The following is a 16,778-nucleotide window of genomic DNA, read 5'->3' on the forward strand; positions in this document are numbered from 1 at the left end:
TGCATCGACCGGACTACCAGCCGGCGAGCACCAGCTTGCCGATGGTGGTGCCGGATTCCAGCCGGCGATGCGCTTCGCGCAGGTTCGCCGCGTTGATCGGCGACAGCGTGCCGGTGAGCGTGCCGCGCAGGGTGCCGGCATCGATCAGGTCGGCGACGCGATCCAGCAACGCACCCTGTTCGCCCATGTCGGCGGTGCGGAAGCGCGGGCGGGCGAACATCATTTCCCAATGGATGCCGATGCTCTTGGCCTTGTACGGGTCGCCGATGCGCAGCTCGCCGCGCGGTTCGACGATCAGGCCGACATGGCCGAGCGGCGCCAGCAGTTCGCCCAGCTCGGTCCAGTAGCGATCGGTGTCCGCCAGGTTCAGCGCCGCGTCGACGGTGTCGAAGCCCAGCGCCTTCAGTTGCGGACCGAGCGGCTCGCGATGGTTGATCACATGATCGGCGCCCAGCGCCTTGCACCAGTCGATGGTGTCCTGGCGCGACGCGGTGGCGATGACGGTGAAGCCGGCGCGCCTGGCCAGCTGGATCGCGATGGAACCCACGCCGCCGGCGCCGGCAATCACCAGCAGCGACTTGCCCGCGCCGCCGCCATCGATCGTGTACGGCATGCGGTCGAACAGCAGCTCCCACGCCGTGATCGTGGTCAGCGGCAGCGCGGCCGCCTGGGCGAAGTCGAGCGACGCCGGCTTGCGCCCGACGATGCGTTCGTCGACGAGCTGGAACTGCGCATTGCTGCCGGGGCGGGTGATGTCGCCGGCGTAGTAGACGGCGTCGCCGGGCTTGAAGCGCGTCACCGCATCGCCCACGGCTTCGACGATGCCCGCAGCGTCATAACCCAGCATCTTCGGTTGCGCTTCGACCTGCGGTTTCGGCGAGCGCACCTTGGTGTCGACGGGATTCACCGACACGGCTTCCACGCGCACCAGGATGTCGTGACCGCTGGCGGTGGGTTGCTCGAGTTCGACATCGACCAGCGATTGCGGATCGTCGATGGGCAGGTAGCGGGTCAAGGCGACGGCTTTCATGGCGTGGCTCCGGCAGCGGGGGGAAAGGCGGGTACGGGCAGCGGGCTGCGTTCGGAAAAATGGCCTCGCCAGTAAGGGTAGTAGGGATACGGCGCTTCCACCGCGCTGGCGGCGTCCAGGCGCGCGATCTGCTCGGCCGACAGTTGCCAGCCGATGGCGCCCAGGTTCTGCCGCAACTGCTCCTCGTTGCGCGCGCCGACCAGCACGGTCGAGACGGTGGGGCGCTGCAGCAGCCAGTTGATGGCGATCTGCGGCACCTGCTTGCCGGTTTCCTCGGCGACGATATCCAGCGCGTCGATGATGCGGAACAGGCGCTCCTGCGCGACGGGTGGTCCCATGTCGGCCGTGTCATGCAGGCGGGTGGTGGCGGGGAGGGGTTGCCCGCGCCGCACCTTGCCGGTCAGGCGGCCCCAGCCCAATGGACTCCACACCACCGCCCCTATCCCCTGGTCGATGGCCAGCGGCATCAGTTCCCACTCGTAGTCGCGGCCGGCCAGCGAATAGTAGGTCTGGTTGGCGACATAGCGGGTGTAACCGTAGCGGTCGGCGACGCCGAGCGATTTCATCAGCTGCCAGCCGGCATAGTTGGACACGCCCAGGTACCGCACCTTGCCGGCGCGGACCAGGCCATCGAGCGTGGACAGGGTTTCCTCGACCGGCGTCAGCGCATCGAACGCGTGGAGCTGCAGCAGGTCGAGATAATCGGTGCCAAGCCGCGCAAGCGAGGCATCCACCGCCTTCGGCAGGCGGAACCGCGAGGCGCCGGCATCGTTGGGTCCTTCGCCCAGGCGCAGGCCGGTCTTGCTGGACAGGATGACCTGGTCGCGCCGGCCTTGCAGGGCCGAGCCCAGGATCGATTCGGACGCGCCGTCCGAGTACACATCGGCGGTGTCGAAGAAATTGAGGCCTGCGTCCAGGCTGATGTCGATCATGCGGCGCGCCTGCGCGGTGTCGGTATTGCCCCAGGCGCCGAACAGCGGCCCCTTGCCGCCGAAGGTGCCGGCACCGAAGCCGAGTGCAGAGACCTTCAGGCCGGACCGGCCGAGAAAACGGGTTTCCATGGAAAACTCCTCAAGCATTCAAGGGAAGCGGATCAAGCGAATCCGTCGGTCTGCAACGCCGGCGCGGCACCTGTTCCGCGAGTCGCCTGGCGTCGTTCCAGCACCAGCGCCCACAGCGCGACCGCGAAGGCCGACGCCGGGACCAGCGCGGCGACCCAGGGCAGGGCGGACAGGCCCAGTCCCTGCGAGATCACCACGCCGCCCAGCCACGCGCCCAGCGCGTTGCCGAGGTTGAAGGCACCGATATTCAGGCTGGAGGCCAGGCTCTGCGCGCCACTCGCCTTCTGCAGCACCCAGAGCTGCAGCGGCGACACGGTGGCGAAGGCGGCGGCACCCAGCAGGCCGGTGAACGCGATCATCGCCCAGCGGCTTTCCAGCACGAAGGTCATCGCGCCCATCACCAGCGCCAGCAGGGCCAGCGTGCCGAGCAGGGCGGACGCCAGGCGGCGGTCGGCGAAGCGGCCGCCGAGCAGGTTGCCGACGATCATGCCGACACCGAACACCAGCAGGATCGGCGAGACCGCCGCATCGGCGAACCCGGTCACCTGCGTCAGCAGCGGCTGGATGTAGGTGTAGACGGTGAACATGCCGCCGAAGCCCAGCACCGTCATCAGCAGGCCGAGCAGCACCTGCGGGCGTGCGACCACGCGCAGTTCGTCGCGGAACGGCAGCGGCGACGGCGCGCTGCGATCAGCCGGGACCAGCGTGGCGATGATGAGCGTCGCCAGCACGCCGATGGCGGTGACCGCCCAGAACGTCGCGCGCCAGCCGAACTGCAGGCCCAGCCACGCACCGGCCGGCACGCCGAGCAGCGTGGCCACGGTCAGGCCGGTGAACATGATGGAGATGGCCGAGGCCTTGCGGTCCTCGCTGACCATGCCGGTGGCGACCACGGCGCCGACGCCGAAGAAGGTGCCGTGTGCCAGCGAGGTGACCACGCGCGCGGCCATCAGCAGTTCGTAGTTGGGCGCCAGCGCGCAGGCAAGGTTGCCGAGCGTGAACACCACCATCAGCGCCACCAGCACCGCCTTGCGCGGCATGCGGCTGGTGGCGGCCGTCAGCAGCGGCGCGCCGACGAAGACCCCGAGTGCGTAGCCGGAGATCAGCAGGCCGGCGGCGGCGATGGAGACCTGCAGGTCGGCAGCGACCTGCATCAGCAGGCCCATGATGACGAACTCGGTGGTGCCGATGCCGAAGGCGCCGGCGGTCAGGGCATAGAGACCCAGCGGCATGCGCGAGGTCGGGGCGGGGGTAGGAGTCATGGGGGGCAGGGGATCTGGAAAGGCGTGCAGCGTGCCGCTTCCTTGATCCGCAAAAAACCGAGAAAATGGCGAATCACTTTCAATGGAATATTGAAAATGGACCGTGTCGGTGACCTGACGCTGTTCCTGCGCGTACTGGATCTGGGCTCGATCACCGCCGCCGCCCACAGCCTGGACCTGTCGGTGGCCGTGGCCAGCCAGCGCCTGAAGCGGCTGGAAAAAGAGCTGGGCGTGCGCCTGCTGCACCGGACCACCCGCCGCCTGCATGCCACCCCGGAGGGCCTGGCGCTGGCGCAGCAGGGCCGGGTGCTGGTCGAGGAACTGGAGTCGCTCGGCAGCGGCCTGCGCGAGGCCGCCACGGAGGTGGCGGGCACGCTGCGGGTGACGATGTCGGCGTCGTTCGGCCGCCAATACGTCTCGCCACTGCTGCCGTCCTTCCTCGCCCGCCACCCCAAGGTACGGCTGAGCGTGCATCTCAGCGACAACGTGGTGGATCTGGTCAGCGAGGGGTTCGACCTCGCCATCCGCATCGGCGCGCTCGACGACTCGCGCCTGGTCGCACGGCGCATCGCGCCCAACCGTCGCGTGCTGTGCGCATCCCCCGACTATCTGCGCCGGCGCGGCGCGCCTCGGACGCCTGCACAACTGGCCGACCACGACTGCCTGCTGCTGTTCGGCAGCGGCGGTCGCCAGGATGTCTGGCGGCTGGAAACCCCGGATGGCGGCGAGGTCGCGGTACGCGTGCACGGACGCTTCGAAAGCAACTTCGGCGAAGTGCTGCGCGATGCGTCGCTGGCGGGCGAGGGCATCGTGGTGCACTCGTTGTGGCACGTGGCCGACGACCTGCGCGCGGGGCGGTTGCAGGTGGTGCTGCCGGATTTCCCGTTGGCGACGACCGCGATCAGTGCGGTCATGCCGCAGCGCAGGCTGGTACCGCCGCGGGTGCGCGCGTTCGTGGATTTCCTGACCGACCAGTTCGGCGACGACCCGCCCTGGGAACGCGGCCTGGCGGTGTGATCAGTCGGTGTCGAAAGCGAACGCGTCCAGCGCCAACCCACCCATTTCCACGTCGCGATGGAGCAACCGCCCCTTGGCGCCTTCGCCACCGGCGCCCAGCGCCACATGGAGTGGATACAGATGCTCGGTGGTGGGATGGTTCTGGCGCGCGTACGGCAGCGCGGTCCACTCGATGGCCGTGGCCGCGTCGCCCGCCAGCAGCGCGTCGCGCAGCGGATCGGTGAACGCCTCGACCCAGGAAAATGCCGGCGCCCGTCCGTGCTGCCAGTCCAGCGCCCGCAGATTGTGCGAAAAGCCGCCGGACCCGACGACCAGCACGCCGTCCTTGCGCAGCGGTGCCAGCGCCTGTCCAAGTCGGTAATGCCATTCGGCGCTCTCCGCGGGGTTCACCGATAGCGCAACCACGGGAATATCGGACGCCGGATACATGCGTCGCAACGGCACCCAGACACCGTGGTCCAGGCCATGGTGATCGTCCACGCGCGGCTCGAACCCGGCCGCTGCCAGCCGTCCCGCGATGTCATGCGCAAGCACCGGCGCGCCCGTGGTGGGGTAGCGGATCTGGTAGAGCGCGTCGGGAAAGCCGCCGAAATCGTGGATCGTGTCCGGCGCGGGCGTCGCGGTCAGTGTCGGCCGGGCGTGGATGAAGTGCGCCGACGCCACGACGATGGCACGCGGCCTGGGCAGCAGGGTGCCCAACTGATCGAGAAAGCGGCCGGTGGACGAGTCCTCGACCGCCAGCATCGGCGAGCCGTGCGACAGGAAAAGGCTGGGAAGGCGGTGTACGGACGAGGTGGACAGGTTCATGATGCGAGCATCGGTCTCCCAACCGCACTTACCAAGGGTCGTACGTGGACCGGTGTGTTGCCCCCGGCATGCCTTGCGTGGGACGAGTACCTCGCGCCCGGCACGGCCAGCGGCGGGCGGCGGGCGGCGGGCGGCGGGCGGCGGGCGGCGTATCCGAGCCAGTTCTCCTACGAAGTGTTAACCTTACCCAACTTGTTATGGTACCGTTAACACAGTCTTCACGTACCCCCGCATAATCTGTTCAGCAAGGCGACCGAAGCCTGTCGCCTCGAATAACAACTAGAAACGCCGTAAGCCAAGTACTTCGGTTTCTCTACAACTGAACTTTTACAAGGAAAGGAGCTGCAAATGAACAAGAAGATTCTCTGCGCCGCGCTGCTGGGCGGCCTGAGCCTCGCGAACCACGCGGTGGCACAGGAGTTCGATGACCGCTGGTACCTGACGGGTTCGGCCGGCTTCAACCTGCAGGACGATGACCGCACCACCCGCAACGCGCCTTTCCTGGGCCTGGGCCTGGGCAAGTTCATAAGCCCGAACTGGTCGCTGGACGGTGAGCTGAACTATCAGAACCCGAAGTTCGAAGCCAACCGCGATGCGCTGTGGAGCCAGTACGGCATCTCGCTGGACCTGCGTCGCCACTTCGTGCAGGAAGGCCGCGGCTGGAACCCGTACATCGTGGCGGGCCTGGGCATGCAGCGTTCGGAAGAAGAGTCGCTGATCAACGCGTCCAACCAGCGTCGTGACAACAACCTCGCCGCCAAGCTGGGCGTCGGCCTGCAGACCACGCTCGACAAGCGCGTCGGCGTGCGCGCCGAGTTGGCCTACCGTGCCGACTTCGACGACCAGAGCATGGCCGCCCCGCAGGAAGACTGGTTCGGCGACGTGCTGGCCTCGGTCGGCGTCGTGATCCCGCTGGGCCCGAAGGCCGAAGCCGCTGCTCCGCCGGCCCCGCCGGCTGCGCCGAGCTGCGCGGACCTGGACGACGACGGTGACGGCGTCAACAACTGCGACGACAAGTGCCCCGGTTCGCAGGCTGGCCAGACCATCGGTCCGGACGGCTGCCCGGTGCAGGTTTCGATCGACCTGAAGGGCGTCAACTTCGACTTCGACAAGTCGACCCTGCGTCCTGACGCGATCGCGATCCTGGGCGAAGCCGCCGAGATCCTGAAGCGCTACCCTGACCTGCGCGTCGAAGTGGCCGGCCACACCGACCTGTGCGGTGCCGACGCCTACAACCAGTCGCTGTCGCAGCGTCGTGCGCAGACCGTGTACGACTACCTGACCAACAACGGCGTCAGCGCCTCGCGTCTGGTGGGTCCGATCGGTTACGGCGAGAGCCGTCCGCTGGAGCCGACCGCGCAGACCCTGCCGGGCTGCAAGAACGAGCGCAACCGTCGTACGGAACTGAACGTCCAGAACTGATCGGACGCTCTTCCCGCAACACCCGAAGCCCGGCCTTGTGCCGGGCTTCGTTTTTTCCGCCTGCCTGCCTGCGATTTGCGTGATCGCGCTTCCGTCTTTGCGCATCGCCGCGCCGTAGGACGGGCAATTTCTTGCCATGCCATGACGTGCTGCCTAAACTCCGGGCACGTCCAGCCGTGAATCCTCAGGAGTTGTGCCGATGCGTCGTCATGTGTTCGCCAGTGTGCTGTGCATCGCCGCGATTCCCGCCGCCCACGCCGCGCCCGATTGCAGCGGAAGCCTGGTGCCGGCGCCGCTGAAGACGCCCGCCACGGTGATCGCACCGGTCGCGCCGGAATTCACCGCCGCCACCACGCAGCTGGGTGCGCCCTCCGGCGTGCTGGCGGCGCACGCGTTCGACGAGTCGCAATCGGTGGATCGCGTGCTGATGCGCCTGCGGATCGAAGGTTGCCGCAACGTCGCCAAGGCCTTGCCTGCGGCGACCGCGCCCACGGCGGCGGCCGCTACGGCCAGTTCGGCGGCGTATCAGCCGAAGACGGCGCACGACAACACGCCATGGCGGTTCGACATGAGCCAGAACGGCAAGCGGATGACTGCGGACGAATTCGATGCGTGGATGAAGTCCCGCGGCGTGCGCGTCGTGAAGGCACCCGGTGCTCCGGCCGCGGCGCCTGCGCCGGAACCCGCCGAGCCTGCCAAGAAGAACTGATGCACGAACGGCCGGTTTTCCCGGCCGTTTTCCTTTCGGCTTCCATGAAGACGCGCAACCCTCCTTCCCGTGATGCCGCGCGTGCCGGGCGGCCGCGTGCGTCCGCTGCGCAGGGAACCCGCCACGGGCTTGCGCGCGTCCTCTCCAAGCAGGGCGTGTGTTCGCGCAGCGAGGCCGCGCGCTGGATCATCGAGGGCCGGGTGTCCGTCGATGGACGCATCGTGCGCGATCCCGAGTTTCCGGTGGTCGCTGATCGCGCCGTGATCCGGGTGGACGGCCAGGCGAGTGCGGCGCCGGAGCGCTGCTACCTGATGCTCAACAAGCCGCGCGGCCTGGTCACGACGGCACGAGACGAACAGGGACGCGACACCGTCTACCGCTGCCTGGACGGCGCAGCACTGCCGTGGCTCGCGCCGGTGGGCCGGCTCGACAAGGCCAGCGAAGGCCTGTTGCTGTTCTCCAATGATCCCGAATGGGCGGCCCGCATCACCGATCCCGCAACGGGCCCTGACAAGACCTACCACGTACAGATCGACAGACTGCCGGATGACGTCCTGCTGCAGCAATTGAAGACCGGCGTACGCGTCGACGGCGAACATCTGTCCGCCCGCGACGTCCGCGTGCTGCGGAGCGGAGAGCGCAACGCGTGGCTGGAGATCGTGCTGGAGGAGGGACGCAACCGGCAGATCCGCCGTCTGCTGGCAGCGTTCGACGTCGGCGTGCTGCGGCTCGTGCGTGTCGCGATCGGGCCGCTGGCGCTCGGGGAACTGGGCAAGGGCGCGTGGCGCATGCTCGACGCGCATGAGTGCGAGGCACTCGCGCCGACGACCGGGCGCTGATTGCGCGACGACGGTCCGGGTTCGCGGCAGGGCGGCTGCCTACACTCGCTCACGCTGACCCTGGGGAAACCGCCATGTACCGTTCGATCCCGCGCTTGCCGCTGTGCTGCGCCTTGCTGCTCGCCTTCGGCCTGTCGGCAGGCTGCGCGTCGACATCGCCGTCTGCCGCGACGAAGAACACGGCGCCTGACGAGATCGTCACCGTCAAGGTCGGTCCGCACGGGCACCGCTTCGACATGCAGCAGGACGGCCGCAGCATGACGGCCGAGGAATTCGATGCGTGGATGAAGGCCAATGGCATCCGTGTGGCCAAGGGCGCGCCGGTGAAGCCGACGACGACCGCCAGTACCGCCAAACGCGCCCGCTGACACGCGGGCGCATCGGCAGGCAGATCAGCCCTTCACCACGCCCAGTTCGCGACCGATGCGGATGAAGGCGTCGATCGCGCGGTCCAGATGCTCGCGCGTATGCGCGGCGCTGATCTGCGTGCGGATGCGCGCCTGTCCCTTGGGGACCACCGGGAAGAAGAAGCCGATCGCATAGATCCCTTCTTCCAGCAGGCGTTCGGCGAAGCGCTGCGCCAGCGGCGCGTCGTACAGCATCACCGGACTGATCGGGTGCACGCCCGGCTTGATGTCGAAGCCGGCGGCGGTCATTTTTTCGCGGAAGTAGGCGGTATTCGCGGCCAGCGTATCGCGCAGGTCGCCGGCGGCAGCCAGCATCTCGAACGCCTTGATGCCGGCGGCCACGATATGCGGCGGCAGCGAATTGGAGAACAGGTAGGGGCGCGAACGCTGGCGCAGCAGTTCGATCACTTCCTTGCGCGCGGTGGTGAATCCGCCCAGCGCACCGCCCATCGCCTTGCCCAGCGTGCCGGTGATGATGTCGATGCGGTCCAGCACGCCTTTCACTTCCGCCGAGCCACGGCCCGTGGCGCCGAGGAAGCCGGTCGCATGGCATTCGTCGATGTGGACCAGTGCGTTGTATTTCTTCGCCAGTGCGGTGATCTCGTCCAGTGGCGCGATGAAGCCGTCCATCGAGAACACGCCGTCGGTGGTGATCAGCTTGGTCTTGCAGCCTGCGGCATCCGCCGCCTGCAATTGCGCTTCCAGATCGGCCATGTCGCAGTTGGCGTAGCGGAAGCGCTTGGCCTTGCACAGCCGCACGCCATCGATGATCGACGCGTGGTTCAGCGCGTCGGAGATGATGGCGTCGTCTTCGCCCAGCAGCGGCTCGAACAGGCCGCCGTTGGCATCGAAGCAGGCAGCGTAGAGGATGGTGTCCTCGGTGCCGAAGAACTCGGCGATCGTCTGTTCCAGCTGCTTGTGCAGGTCCTGCGTGCCGCAGATGAAGCGCACGCTGGCCATGCCGAATCCGTGCGTGTCCAGCGCGTCCTTCGCCGCCGCAATGATGTCCGGGTGGTCCGCCAGGCCGAGGTAGTTGTTGGCGCAGAAATTCAGCACCGTCCGGCCGTCGGCCAGCGTGATCTCCGCCGACTGCGGGCTGGTGATGATCCGCTCGGCCTTGAACAGGCCCTGGGCGCGGATCTCGTCGAGGGTGGCGGCGTAGTGGGTGGTCAGCGGGTTGGCCATGGCAGAGGCATAAGCGGGAAAGGGGTCATTCTACCCGCCGGCCGTGCGACGCCTTGGCTTCATGCGCATACGGCATAAGCGGCCCCTGTTTCGTCATTTCCCTGCCCGGATGTGCGCCCGCAGCATCGCGTCTCCGGCCCATCGCGGGCCTTCGCACGGGGAACAGCGGTCATGCGGACACGGTCGGGATCGAGCAAGCGGAAAGGCAGTGGCGTCGCCATCCTGGGCGCGCTGGCCTGTTCGCTGGCCGCTCCCGTGTACGCGCATAGCCAACCGACCGTGCAGGAGCTGCTGCAGCGACTGGAAGCCCTGGAGCGCCGCGTCGGCGATGCGCCGGCGACGGTCGCCGCCGAAGGCGAATCCGCGCCGTCCACGCTGGGCGACCTCGACCAGCGCCTGCGCATCCTGGAGCGCCGTCTCGAACTGCAACAGGAAGAAACCGCTGCCAAGGCCAAGGACGCGCCCGTCATCGCGGTGAACGACAAGGGCGCGTCGCTGAAGTCGGCCAATGGCGACTACGAGATCAGGATCCGTGGCCTGATCCAGGGCGATGGCCGGTTCTTCAGCAGCGGCGTGCCATCGGGTACCTACGACACGTTCCTGTTGCGCACCGCTCGCCCGACCATCGAAGGCACGCTGGGCAAGTGGATCGGCTTCCGCTTTACGCCGGAGTTCGCCGGCGACAGCGCCAGCATCGTCGATGCCTATGCCGACCTGAAGTTCTCGCCTGCGGCCACGGTGCGGCTGGGCAAGTTCACCTCGCCGGTGGGCCTGGAGCGGCTGCAGTCCTCGACCGCGCTGTCCGACATCGAGCGTGCATTGCCCAGCGAACTGGCGCCCAACCGCGACATCGGCGTGCAGCTGCAGGGCGAACTGGCCGGCAGCAAGGTCAGCTACGCGATCGGCGTATTCAACGGCACGGTCGACGGCCGGGATGCGGTGACGACGAATCCCGACGATGAGTTCGAGGTCGCCGGTCGCGTGTTCGTGGAACCGTTCAAGGACGGCGCAGGTTTCTGGTCGGGCCTGGGATTCGGTGTCGGCGGCAGCGTCGGCGATACCGTCGGCACGGGCAACAATATCCTGCCGCGCTACCGCACGCCGGGCCAGGTGCAGTTCTTCAACTATCGCAGCGCGGTCGCGGCGAACGGCAAACGCACGCGCTGGTCGCCGCAGGGCTACTTCTACCGCAACCGGTTCGGCCTGCTTGCGGAATACATCGCGTCGAAGCAGGAACTGCAGGTCGGCGCCACGTCCGCGGAGCTGGAAAACACTGCCTGGCAGGCGACCGCCAGCTACGTACTGACGGGTGAGGACGCGAGCTACCGCGGCGTTGTCAGGCCATCGAAGCCCTTCAGCCCCGGCAAGGGCGGGTGGGGCGCGTGGGAACTGGTCGGACGCTACGGCGAACTGGAGATCGACAACGGCGCGTTCCCGCTGTTCGCCGATCCGGTGGTGTCCGCGCGGCGGGCGAAATCCTGGACGCTGGGCGTCAACTGGTACCTCACCAGCAACCTGAAGCTGGTCGTCAATTACCTGGACACGCAGTTCGACGGCGGTGCCGCGGCAGGTGCCGACCGCGAAGACGAAAAGGCCGTGTTCTCGCGACTGCAGGTCGCCTTCTGATCCCCCGGAGACATCGCATGAAGACTTCCTCCATCCGCCGCCACGCGCGCAACGCGCTGCTCGCCTTCGGCCTGACGCTCGCCGCCGCCGCGGGCGCCAAGGACATCAATCTGCTCAACGTGTCGTACGACCCGACACGCGAGTTCTACCGCGAGTTCAACGCCGCCTTCGCCGCCGACTGGCAGAAGACCAAGGGGCAGAAGGTCAGCATCGAGACCTCGCACGGCGGGTCCGGCAAGCAGGCGCGCTCGGTCATCGATGGCCTCGAAGCCGACGTGGTGACGCTGGCGCTCGCCTACGACGTCGATTCCATCGCCCAGCGCGCCAAGCTGTTCCCGGCGAACTGGCAGTCGCGGTTGCCCGAGAACAGCGCGCCGTATACCTCGACCATCGTGTTCCTGGTGCGCAAGGGCAATCCGAAGAAGATCCGCGACTGGCACGACCTGGTGAAGCCGGGCATTTCGGTGATCACGCCGAATCCGAAGACCTCCGGCGGCGCGCGCTGGAACTACCTGGCGGCGTGGGCTTACGGCCTGAAGATCTTCAGGGGCGACGAGGCGAAGACGCGCAACTTCGTGCGCGGGCTGTTCCGCAACGTGCCGGTGCTGGACACCGGTGCGCGCGGGGCGACCACCACGTTCGTACAGCGTGGCATCGGCGACGTGCTGCTGGCGTGGGAGAACGAAGCGTTCCTGTCGATCGAGGAACTGGGACCGGACAAGTTCGACATCGTGGTGCCGTCGCTGTCGATCCTCGCCGAGCCGCCGGTGGCGCTGGTGGATCGCAACGTCGACAAGCACGGCACGCGCGAAGCGGCGCAGGCCTACCTGAAATACCTGTATTCGCCCACCGGCCAGCGCCTGGCCGCCAAGCACTATTACCGTCCGCGCTATCCGCAGTACGCCGCGCCGGACGACATCGCGCGTTTCCCCAAGCTGGAACTGGTGACGATCGACGGCGTCTTCGGCTCCTGGGCGAAGGCGCAGGCCACGCACTTCGCCGACGGTGGCGTGTTCGACCAGATCCAGGCGAAGTAACGTGGCGGCAGTGCACCCCTGGCCGGGACAGGCGCGCCCCAGGCGCGTCATTCCCGGGTTCGGCCTCAGCCTGGGCTATACGCTGGCCTGGCTGGGGCTGATCGTGCTCATTCCGCTGGTGGGCGTGTTCGCCAAGGCCAGCGGACTCGGTGTGGCGGGCATCTGGGCCATCTGGACCGAGCCGCGCGTGCTGGCGGCGCTGCGCATCAGTTTCGGTACCGCGCTGGTCGCCGCCGCGTTCAACGCCGTGATGGGCACGCTGGTCGCGTGGGTGTTCGTGCGCTATCGGTTCCCCGGCAAGCGCGTGTTCGACGCGATGATCGACCTGCCGTTTGCGCTGCCGACGGCCGTCGCCGGCATCGCGCTGACGGCGTTGTACGGGCCGACGGGCTGGATCGGACAATGGCTGGAAGCGGCCGGCATCAAGGTCGCGTATACCCCGCTCGGCATCACCGTGGCGCTGGTGTTCATCGGCCTGCCGTTCGTGGTGCGCGTGGTGCAGCCGGTATTGGCGGAGATCGAAACCGAACTGGAGGAGGCCGCCGCCACGCTCGGTGCGAGCCGCTGGCAGGCGGTGCGCCACGTCGTGCTTCCGACGTTGTGGCCGGCCGTGCTGGCCGGCTTCGCGCTGGCATTCGCGCGAGGCGTGGGCGAGTACGGCTCGGTGATCTTCATCGCAGGCAACCTGCCGGGCGTGTCGGAGATCGCGCCGCTGCTGATCACCATCAAGCTGGAAGAATTCGACTACGAAGGCGCCACCGCGATCGCCGCCGCCATGCTGTTGCTGTCGTTCGCGCTGCTGTTGGTGATCAACACCCTGCAGGCGCACCTGCAGCGCACCGGCAAGCGGGCAGGTGGCTGACGTGGGCGACGCCATTTCCGCCGTCATCGCCATCTCCCCGGAGTCGTCCGCCGTGGAAGCGCCCGCACGTCCCGTCCGCCGCCATGCCGCCACCACCGAACCCGTCTGGGTGCAGGTGCTGCTGGTGCTGGGCGCGCTCGCCTTCCTGCTGTCGTTCCTGCTGCTGCCGCTGGCGCTGGTGTTCGTCGAAGCATTGCGCGGCGGCTGGACGGCGTTCGTCGCGGCCGTCAGCGAAGCGGATGCCCTGGCCGCCGTGGAACTGACGCTGCTGGTGACGGCGATCGTCGTGCCGCTCAACCTCGCGTTCGGCGTCGCGGCCGCGTGGGCCGTCAGCAAGCACGAGTTCCGGGGCAAGCGCTGGCTGGTGACGCTGATCGACCTGCCATTCGCGGTGTCGCCGGTGGTGGCGGGGCTGATCTACGTACTGATCTTCGGTGCGCAGGGCTGGGCGTATGCGCTGATCGATGAAGGCTGGCGGTTCACACTGCCGCTGCTGGGCGAACTGCACCTGCAACTGCCGAAGATCATCTTCGCGCTGCCGGGCATCGTGCTGGCGACGCTCTTCGTGACCTTTCCGTTCATCGCGCGCGAGCTGATGCCGCTGATGGAGCAGCAGGGCACCGACGAGGAACTCGCTGCGCTCAGCCTGGGCGCCAGTGGCTGGCAGACGTTCTGGCGGGTGACGCTGCCGAACATCCGCTGGGCGCTGCTGTACGGCGTGCTGCTGTGCAGTGCGCGCGCGCTGGGCGAGTTCGGCGCGGTATCGGTGGTGTCCGGCCACATCCGCGGGCGCACCAACACGCTGCCGCTGCACGTGGAGATCCTCTACAACGAGTACGCGTACAGCGCCGCCTTCGCGGCCGCTTCGCTGCTGGCGCTGACCGCGCTGGTGACGCTCGGGCTGAAGACCTGGCTGGAATGGCGCCACGGCGAAGCGCTGGCCGCCAACCACCGTCACTGACAGGACATTCTCATGGGCATCAAGATCGAACACCTCGGCAAGCGGTTCGGCAGTTTCGCCGCACTGGACGACGTGTCGCTGGACATCCGCCAGGGCGAGCTGCTGGCGTTGCTCGGACCGTCGGGCTCGGGAAAGACCACCCTGCTTCGCGTGATCGCGGGCCTCGAACATGCGGACAGCGGACGCGTGCTGTTCGACGGCGAGGACGCCACCCGCCTCAGCGTGCAGGCGCGGCGTGCGGGGTTCGTGTTCCAGCATTACGCGTTGTTCCGCCACCTGACGGTGGAGGAGAACATCGCCTTCGGCCTGCGCGTGCGCAAGGGGCGTGATCGCGTGCCCGATGCGGCGATTCGGGCGCGCGTCGCGGAACTGCTGTCGCTGGTGCAGCTGGATGGCTTCGGTGCGCGCTATCCGGCGCAACTGTCGGGCGGCCAGCGGCAACGCGTCGCGCTGGCGCGCGCACTGGCCATCGAACCGCGCGTGCTGTTGCTGGACGAGCCTTTCGGTGCCCTCGATGCGCAGGTGCGCCGCGACCTGCGTCGCTGGCTGCGCGAACTGCATGACCGCACCGGGCTGACCACGGTCTTCGTGACCCACGACCAGGAAGAAGCGCTGGAACTCGCGGATCGCGTGGCCATTCTCAATCGCGGTCGCATCGAACAGCTCGGCAGTCCGGCCGATGCCTACGACGTGCCCGCGTCGCCGTTCGTCTATTCGTTCGTCGGGGCGGTGAACCGCGTGCCGGCGCGGTGGAGCGGTGACGCGTTGCAGGTGGCCGGGTTGCCGCTGCAACCGCGCGGCACGACGGGGCAGGGCGAGGCCGAGGTATTCGTGCGGCCGGAGGATCTGCATCTGGTCGACGCCGGCCCGGCCTGGCCTGCAACGATCATCGACACGCAGCGCACGGGACCGCGCTTGCGGTTGCGTGCCCGCCTGGCCGGAGGCGACGTCGAAGTCGACGTGGAGCTGCCCGCTGACCGCGAGGGTCCGGCGACGGCGCCTGGCCAGCATGTCCATTTGGCACCAAAACGGTTCGGATGGTTTCCCCGCAACGGTGCGGCGGCACCAGCGTGATGCGGCATAACCCCATGAATTGATTGATAAAGAAACCAATATTCGACAGGCACGTCCAGCACTTGACGGGGGCGATTGGTGCAGCGCACTATCGGGCCGCAGTTAAAAAACCGTGAAGCCGTGATGACGGTTCACCTCACGGCCACGACCCCACCCGCCAGGAGAACTCCGGATGACGCCCGCCAAGCTCTGCACCGCCCTCGCCACCGCTCTGTTGCTGTCCCTGCCCATGGCGGCTTTCGCCCAAGAGGCGGAAGAAGCATCTTCCCCCTTCAGCGCTACCTTCGCGGTGACCACGGATTACGTGTTCCGCGGCGTATCCCAGACAGACAATGAACCCGCCTTCCAGGCAGGTGCGTCCTACTCGGCGCCGTTCGGTCTGTATGCCGGCGTGTGGGGATCGAACGTCGACTTCGGCGATGGTGGCCCGAACTTCGAAGTGGACTACTTCGTGGGCTGGAACAAGGACCTCAGCGACAGCTGGAACCTGGATCTGGGTGTCAACCGTTACACCTATGAAGGGGCATCCAGCGGTTACGGCAACATCGACTACAACGAATACATCGCCAAGCTGGAATGGAGTGGTCCGGTGACGGTGGGTGGCATCCTGGCCTACGCCGACGACTACGGCAACACGGGTGCGGAGGAAATCTACGCCGGCCTGTCCGCCAGCTATGACTTCGGCGACTCGGGCTTCTCGCTCGGCGCCAGCACCGGCTATACCTCGATCGATGCCGGCAGCGATGGCCGCGCCGATTTCTACGATGGCTCGGTCACCCTGTCCAAGGGGTTCGGTCCCGCGACCGCGACGCTGGGGTATTACGACACGTTCGGCTCGGATGCTCCGGAGTTGCGCCGCGGCTCCGACATCTACAAGCCGGGCCTGGTGTTCACCATCGCGGTCGAAGTCCCGTAACGCATTGGCTGACGGACATAAGAAAGGGCGCCGCACGGCGCCCTTTTCTTTTCTCCGACATGCCGGCGGGTCAGTTCCAGCTCAACACCACCTTGCCGGCCTTGCCCTGTTCCATCAGGTCGAAGCCCTTCTGGAAATCGTCGATCGGCAGCTGGTGCGTCAGCACCTTGCCGAGCGGGAATCCGCCCAGCACCAGCTGCGTCATCTTGTACCAGGTCTCGTACATCTTCCGGCCGTAGATGCCCTGCACGGTGAGGCCCTTGAAGATGATCTTGTCCCAGTCGCAACCGGCGCCCTTCGGCATGATGCCGAGCATCGCGATCTTGCCACCGTGGTACATGCAGTCGAGCATGTCGTTGAACGCGCGCGGGTTGCCGCTCATTTCCAGGCCCACGTCGAAGCCTTCCATGTGCAGGTCGGCCATCACGTCCTTCAGCGAAGTGTTGGAGACGTTGACCACGCGCGTGGCGCCCATGTCGGCGGCCAGCTTCAGGCGGAAGTCGTTGATGTCGGTGACCACCACGTTGCGCGCGCCGATGTGCTTGCAGATGCCGGCGGCGATG

Annotated in this window: 17 protein-coding genes; 11 read left to right on the top strand and 6 right to left on the bottom strand. The window is 67.4% G+C overall.

All coding sequences use genetic code 11. The features are described from left to right. Window positions 1-13: 13 nt before the first annotated feature. From V7060_RS17070 to V7060_RS17080, 3 genes are read right to left on the bottom strand one after another with little or no spacing between them, the layout of a single operon-like run. On the bottom strand, window positions 14-1,030 hold the full coding sequence (locus V7060_RS17070; RefSeq protein ID WP_334180417.1) for a zinc-binding alcohol dehydrogenase family protein: 1,017 nt from the start codon (window positions 1,028-1,030) through the stop codon (window positions 14-16). Then, window positions 1,027-2,091 carry an aldo/keto reductase gene (locus V7060_RS17075; RefSeq protein WP_334180418.1) on the bottom strand — a complete coding sequence of 355 codons (1,065 nt, stop codon included), beginning with the start codon at window positions 2,089-2,091 and terminating at the stop codon, window positions 1,027-1,029. Before V7060_RS17075 ends, V7060_RS17070 begins: the two co-directional genes overlap by 4 nt. Before the next feature lie 32 nt (window positions 2,092-2,123). Then, window positions 2,124-3,353 (bottom strand): MFS transporter, encoded by a 1,230-nt coding sequence (locus tag V7060_RS17080; RefSeq protein ID WP_334180419.1) that lies wholly within the window; start codon window positions 3,351-3,353, stop codon window positions 2,124-2,126. Between the two features lie 96 nt (window positions 3,354-3,449). Here V7060_RS17080 and V7060_RS17085 point away from each other — a divergent pair, with 96 nt between their 5' ends. After that, window positions 3,450-4,370 carry a LysR family transcriptional regulator gene (locus V7060_RS17085; RefSeq protein WP_334180420.1) on the top strand — a complete coding sequence of 307 codons (921 nt, stop codon included), beginning with the start codon at window positions 3,450-3,452 and terminating at the stop codon, window positions 4,368-4,370. Here the strand turns inward: V7060_RS17085 and V7060_RS17090 are convergent, their stop codons facing one another. Continuing rightward, entirely contained in the window at window positions 4,371-5,177 is an 807-nt protein-coding gene (locus tag V7060_RS17090) for a class III extradiol ring-cleavage dioxygenase (protein ID WP_334180421.1), read from the bottom strand. A 348-nt stretch (window positions 5,178-5,525) separates the two neighbouring features. Between V7060_RS17090 and V7060_RS17095 the strand changes: the two genes are divergently transcribed. From V7060_RS17095 to V7060_RS17110, 4 genes are all read left to right on the top strand, one after another. After that, window positions 5,526-6,599 carry an OmpA family protein gene (locus V7060_RS17095; protein ID WP_334180422.1) on the top strand — a complete coding sequence of 358 codons (1,074 nt, stop codon included), beginning with the start codon at window positions 5,526-5,528 and terminating at the stop codon, window positions 6,597-6,599. A gap of 199 nt (window positions 6,600-6,798) precedes the next feature. Further along, a complete protein-coding gene (locus V7060_RS17100) occupies window positions 6,799-7,308 on the top strand; it encodes a hypothetical protein (RefSeq protein ID WP_334180423.1) in 510 nt (169 codons plus the stop codon). Window positions 7,309-7,352: 44 nt separating this feature from the next. Next, window positions 7,353-8,147: a pseudouridine synthase gene (locus V7060_RS17105; RefSeq protein WP_334180424.1), complete on the top strand. Its 795-nt coding sequence runs from the start codon at window positions 7,353-7,355 to the stop codon at window positions 8,145-8,147. A gap of 74 nt (window positions 8,148-8,221) precedes the next feature. Further along, entirely contained in the window at window positions 8,222-8,515 is a 294-nt protein-coding gene (locus tag V7060_RS17110) for a hypothetical protein (RefSeq protein ID WP_334180425.1), read from the top strand. 24 nt (window positions 8,516-8,539) lie between these two features. Here the strand turns inward: V7060_RS17110 and kbl are convergent, their stop codons facing one another. Further along, on the bottom strand, window positions 8,540-9,739 hold the full coding sequence (gene kbl / locus V7060_RS17115; RefSeq protein ID WP_334180426.1) for a glycine C-acetyltransferase: 1,200 nt from the start codon (window positions 9,737-9,739) through the stop codon (window positions 8,540-8,542). Between the two features lie 171 nt (window positions 9,740-9,910). Between kbl and V7060_RS17120 the strand changes: the two genes are divergently transcribed. The 6 genes from V7060_RS17120 (at window position 9,911) to V7060_RS17145 (ending at window position 16,215) form a co-directional block, all read left to right on the top strand. Then, window positions 9,911-11,365 carry a porin gene (locus V7060_RS17120; protein ID WP_334180427.1) on the top strand — a complete coding sequence of 485 codons (1,455 nt, stop codon included), beginning with the start codon at window positions 9,911-9,913 and terminating at the stop codon, window positions 11,363-11,365. Window positions 11,366-11,382: 17 nt separating this feature from the next. Next, complete coding sequence (locus tag V7060_RS17125; RefSeq protein WP_334180428.1) at window positions 11,383-12,402, top strand: sulfate ABC transporter substrate-binding protein; 1,020 nt, start codon at window positions 11,383-11,385, stop codon at window positions 12,400-12,402. Window position 12,403: 1 nt separating this feature from the next. Then, window positions 12,404-13,264 carry a sulfate ABC transporter permease subunit CysT gene (cysT, locus tag V7060_RS17130; RefSeq protein WP_334180429.1) on the top strand — a complete coding sequence of 287 codons (861 nt, stop codon included), beginning with the start codon at window positions 12,404-12,406 and terminating at the stop codon, window positions 13,262-13,264. Between the two features lies 1 nt (window position 13,265). Then, window positions 13,266-14,225 (top strand): sulfate ABC transporter permease subunit CysW, encoded by a 960-nt coding sequence (gene cysW, locus V7060_RS17135; protein ID WP_334180430.1) that lies wholly within the window; start codon window positions 13,266-13,268, stop codon window positions 14,223-14,225. A 12-nt stretch (window positions 14,226-14,237) separates the two neighbouring features. Continuing rightward, window positions 14,238-15,299, top strand: a complete 1,062-nt coding sequence (locus V7060_RS17140) for a sulfate/molybdate ABC transporter ATP-binding protein (protein ID WP_334180431.1) — start codon at window positions 14,238-14,240, stop codon at window positions 15,297-15,299. A 172-nt stretch (window positions 15,300-15,471) separates the two neighbouring features. Then, window positions 15,472-16,215 carry a TorF family putative porin gene (locus V7060_RS17145; protein ID WP_334180432.1) on the top strand — a complete coding sequence of 248 codons (744 nt, stop codon included), beginning with the start codon at window positions 15,472-15,474 and terminating at the stop codon, window positions 16,213-16,215. A gap of 70 nt (window positions 16,216-16,285) precedes the next feature. On the opposite strand, the gene V7060_RS17150 is transcribed toward V7060_RS17145, so the two are convergent. After that, the coding region (locus V7060_RS17150; protein ID WP_334180433.1) for a zinc-binding dehydrogenase at window positions 16,286-16,778 on the bottom strand (493 nt) is incomplete at its 5' end.

Origin of the sequence: Pseudoxanthomonas sp. (genome assembly GCF_036845285.1) — a bacterium.
In the GTDB taxonomy this organism is placed as follows: Bacteria; Pseudomonadota; Gammaproteobacteria; order Xanthomonadales; family Xanthomonadaceae; genus Pseudoxanthomonas_A.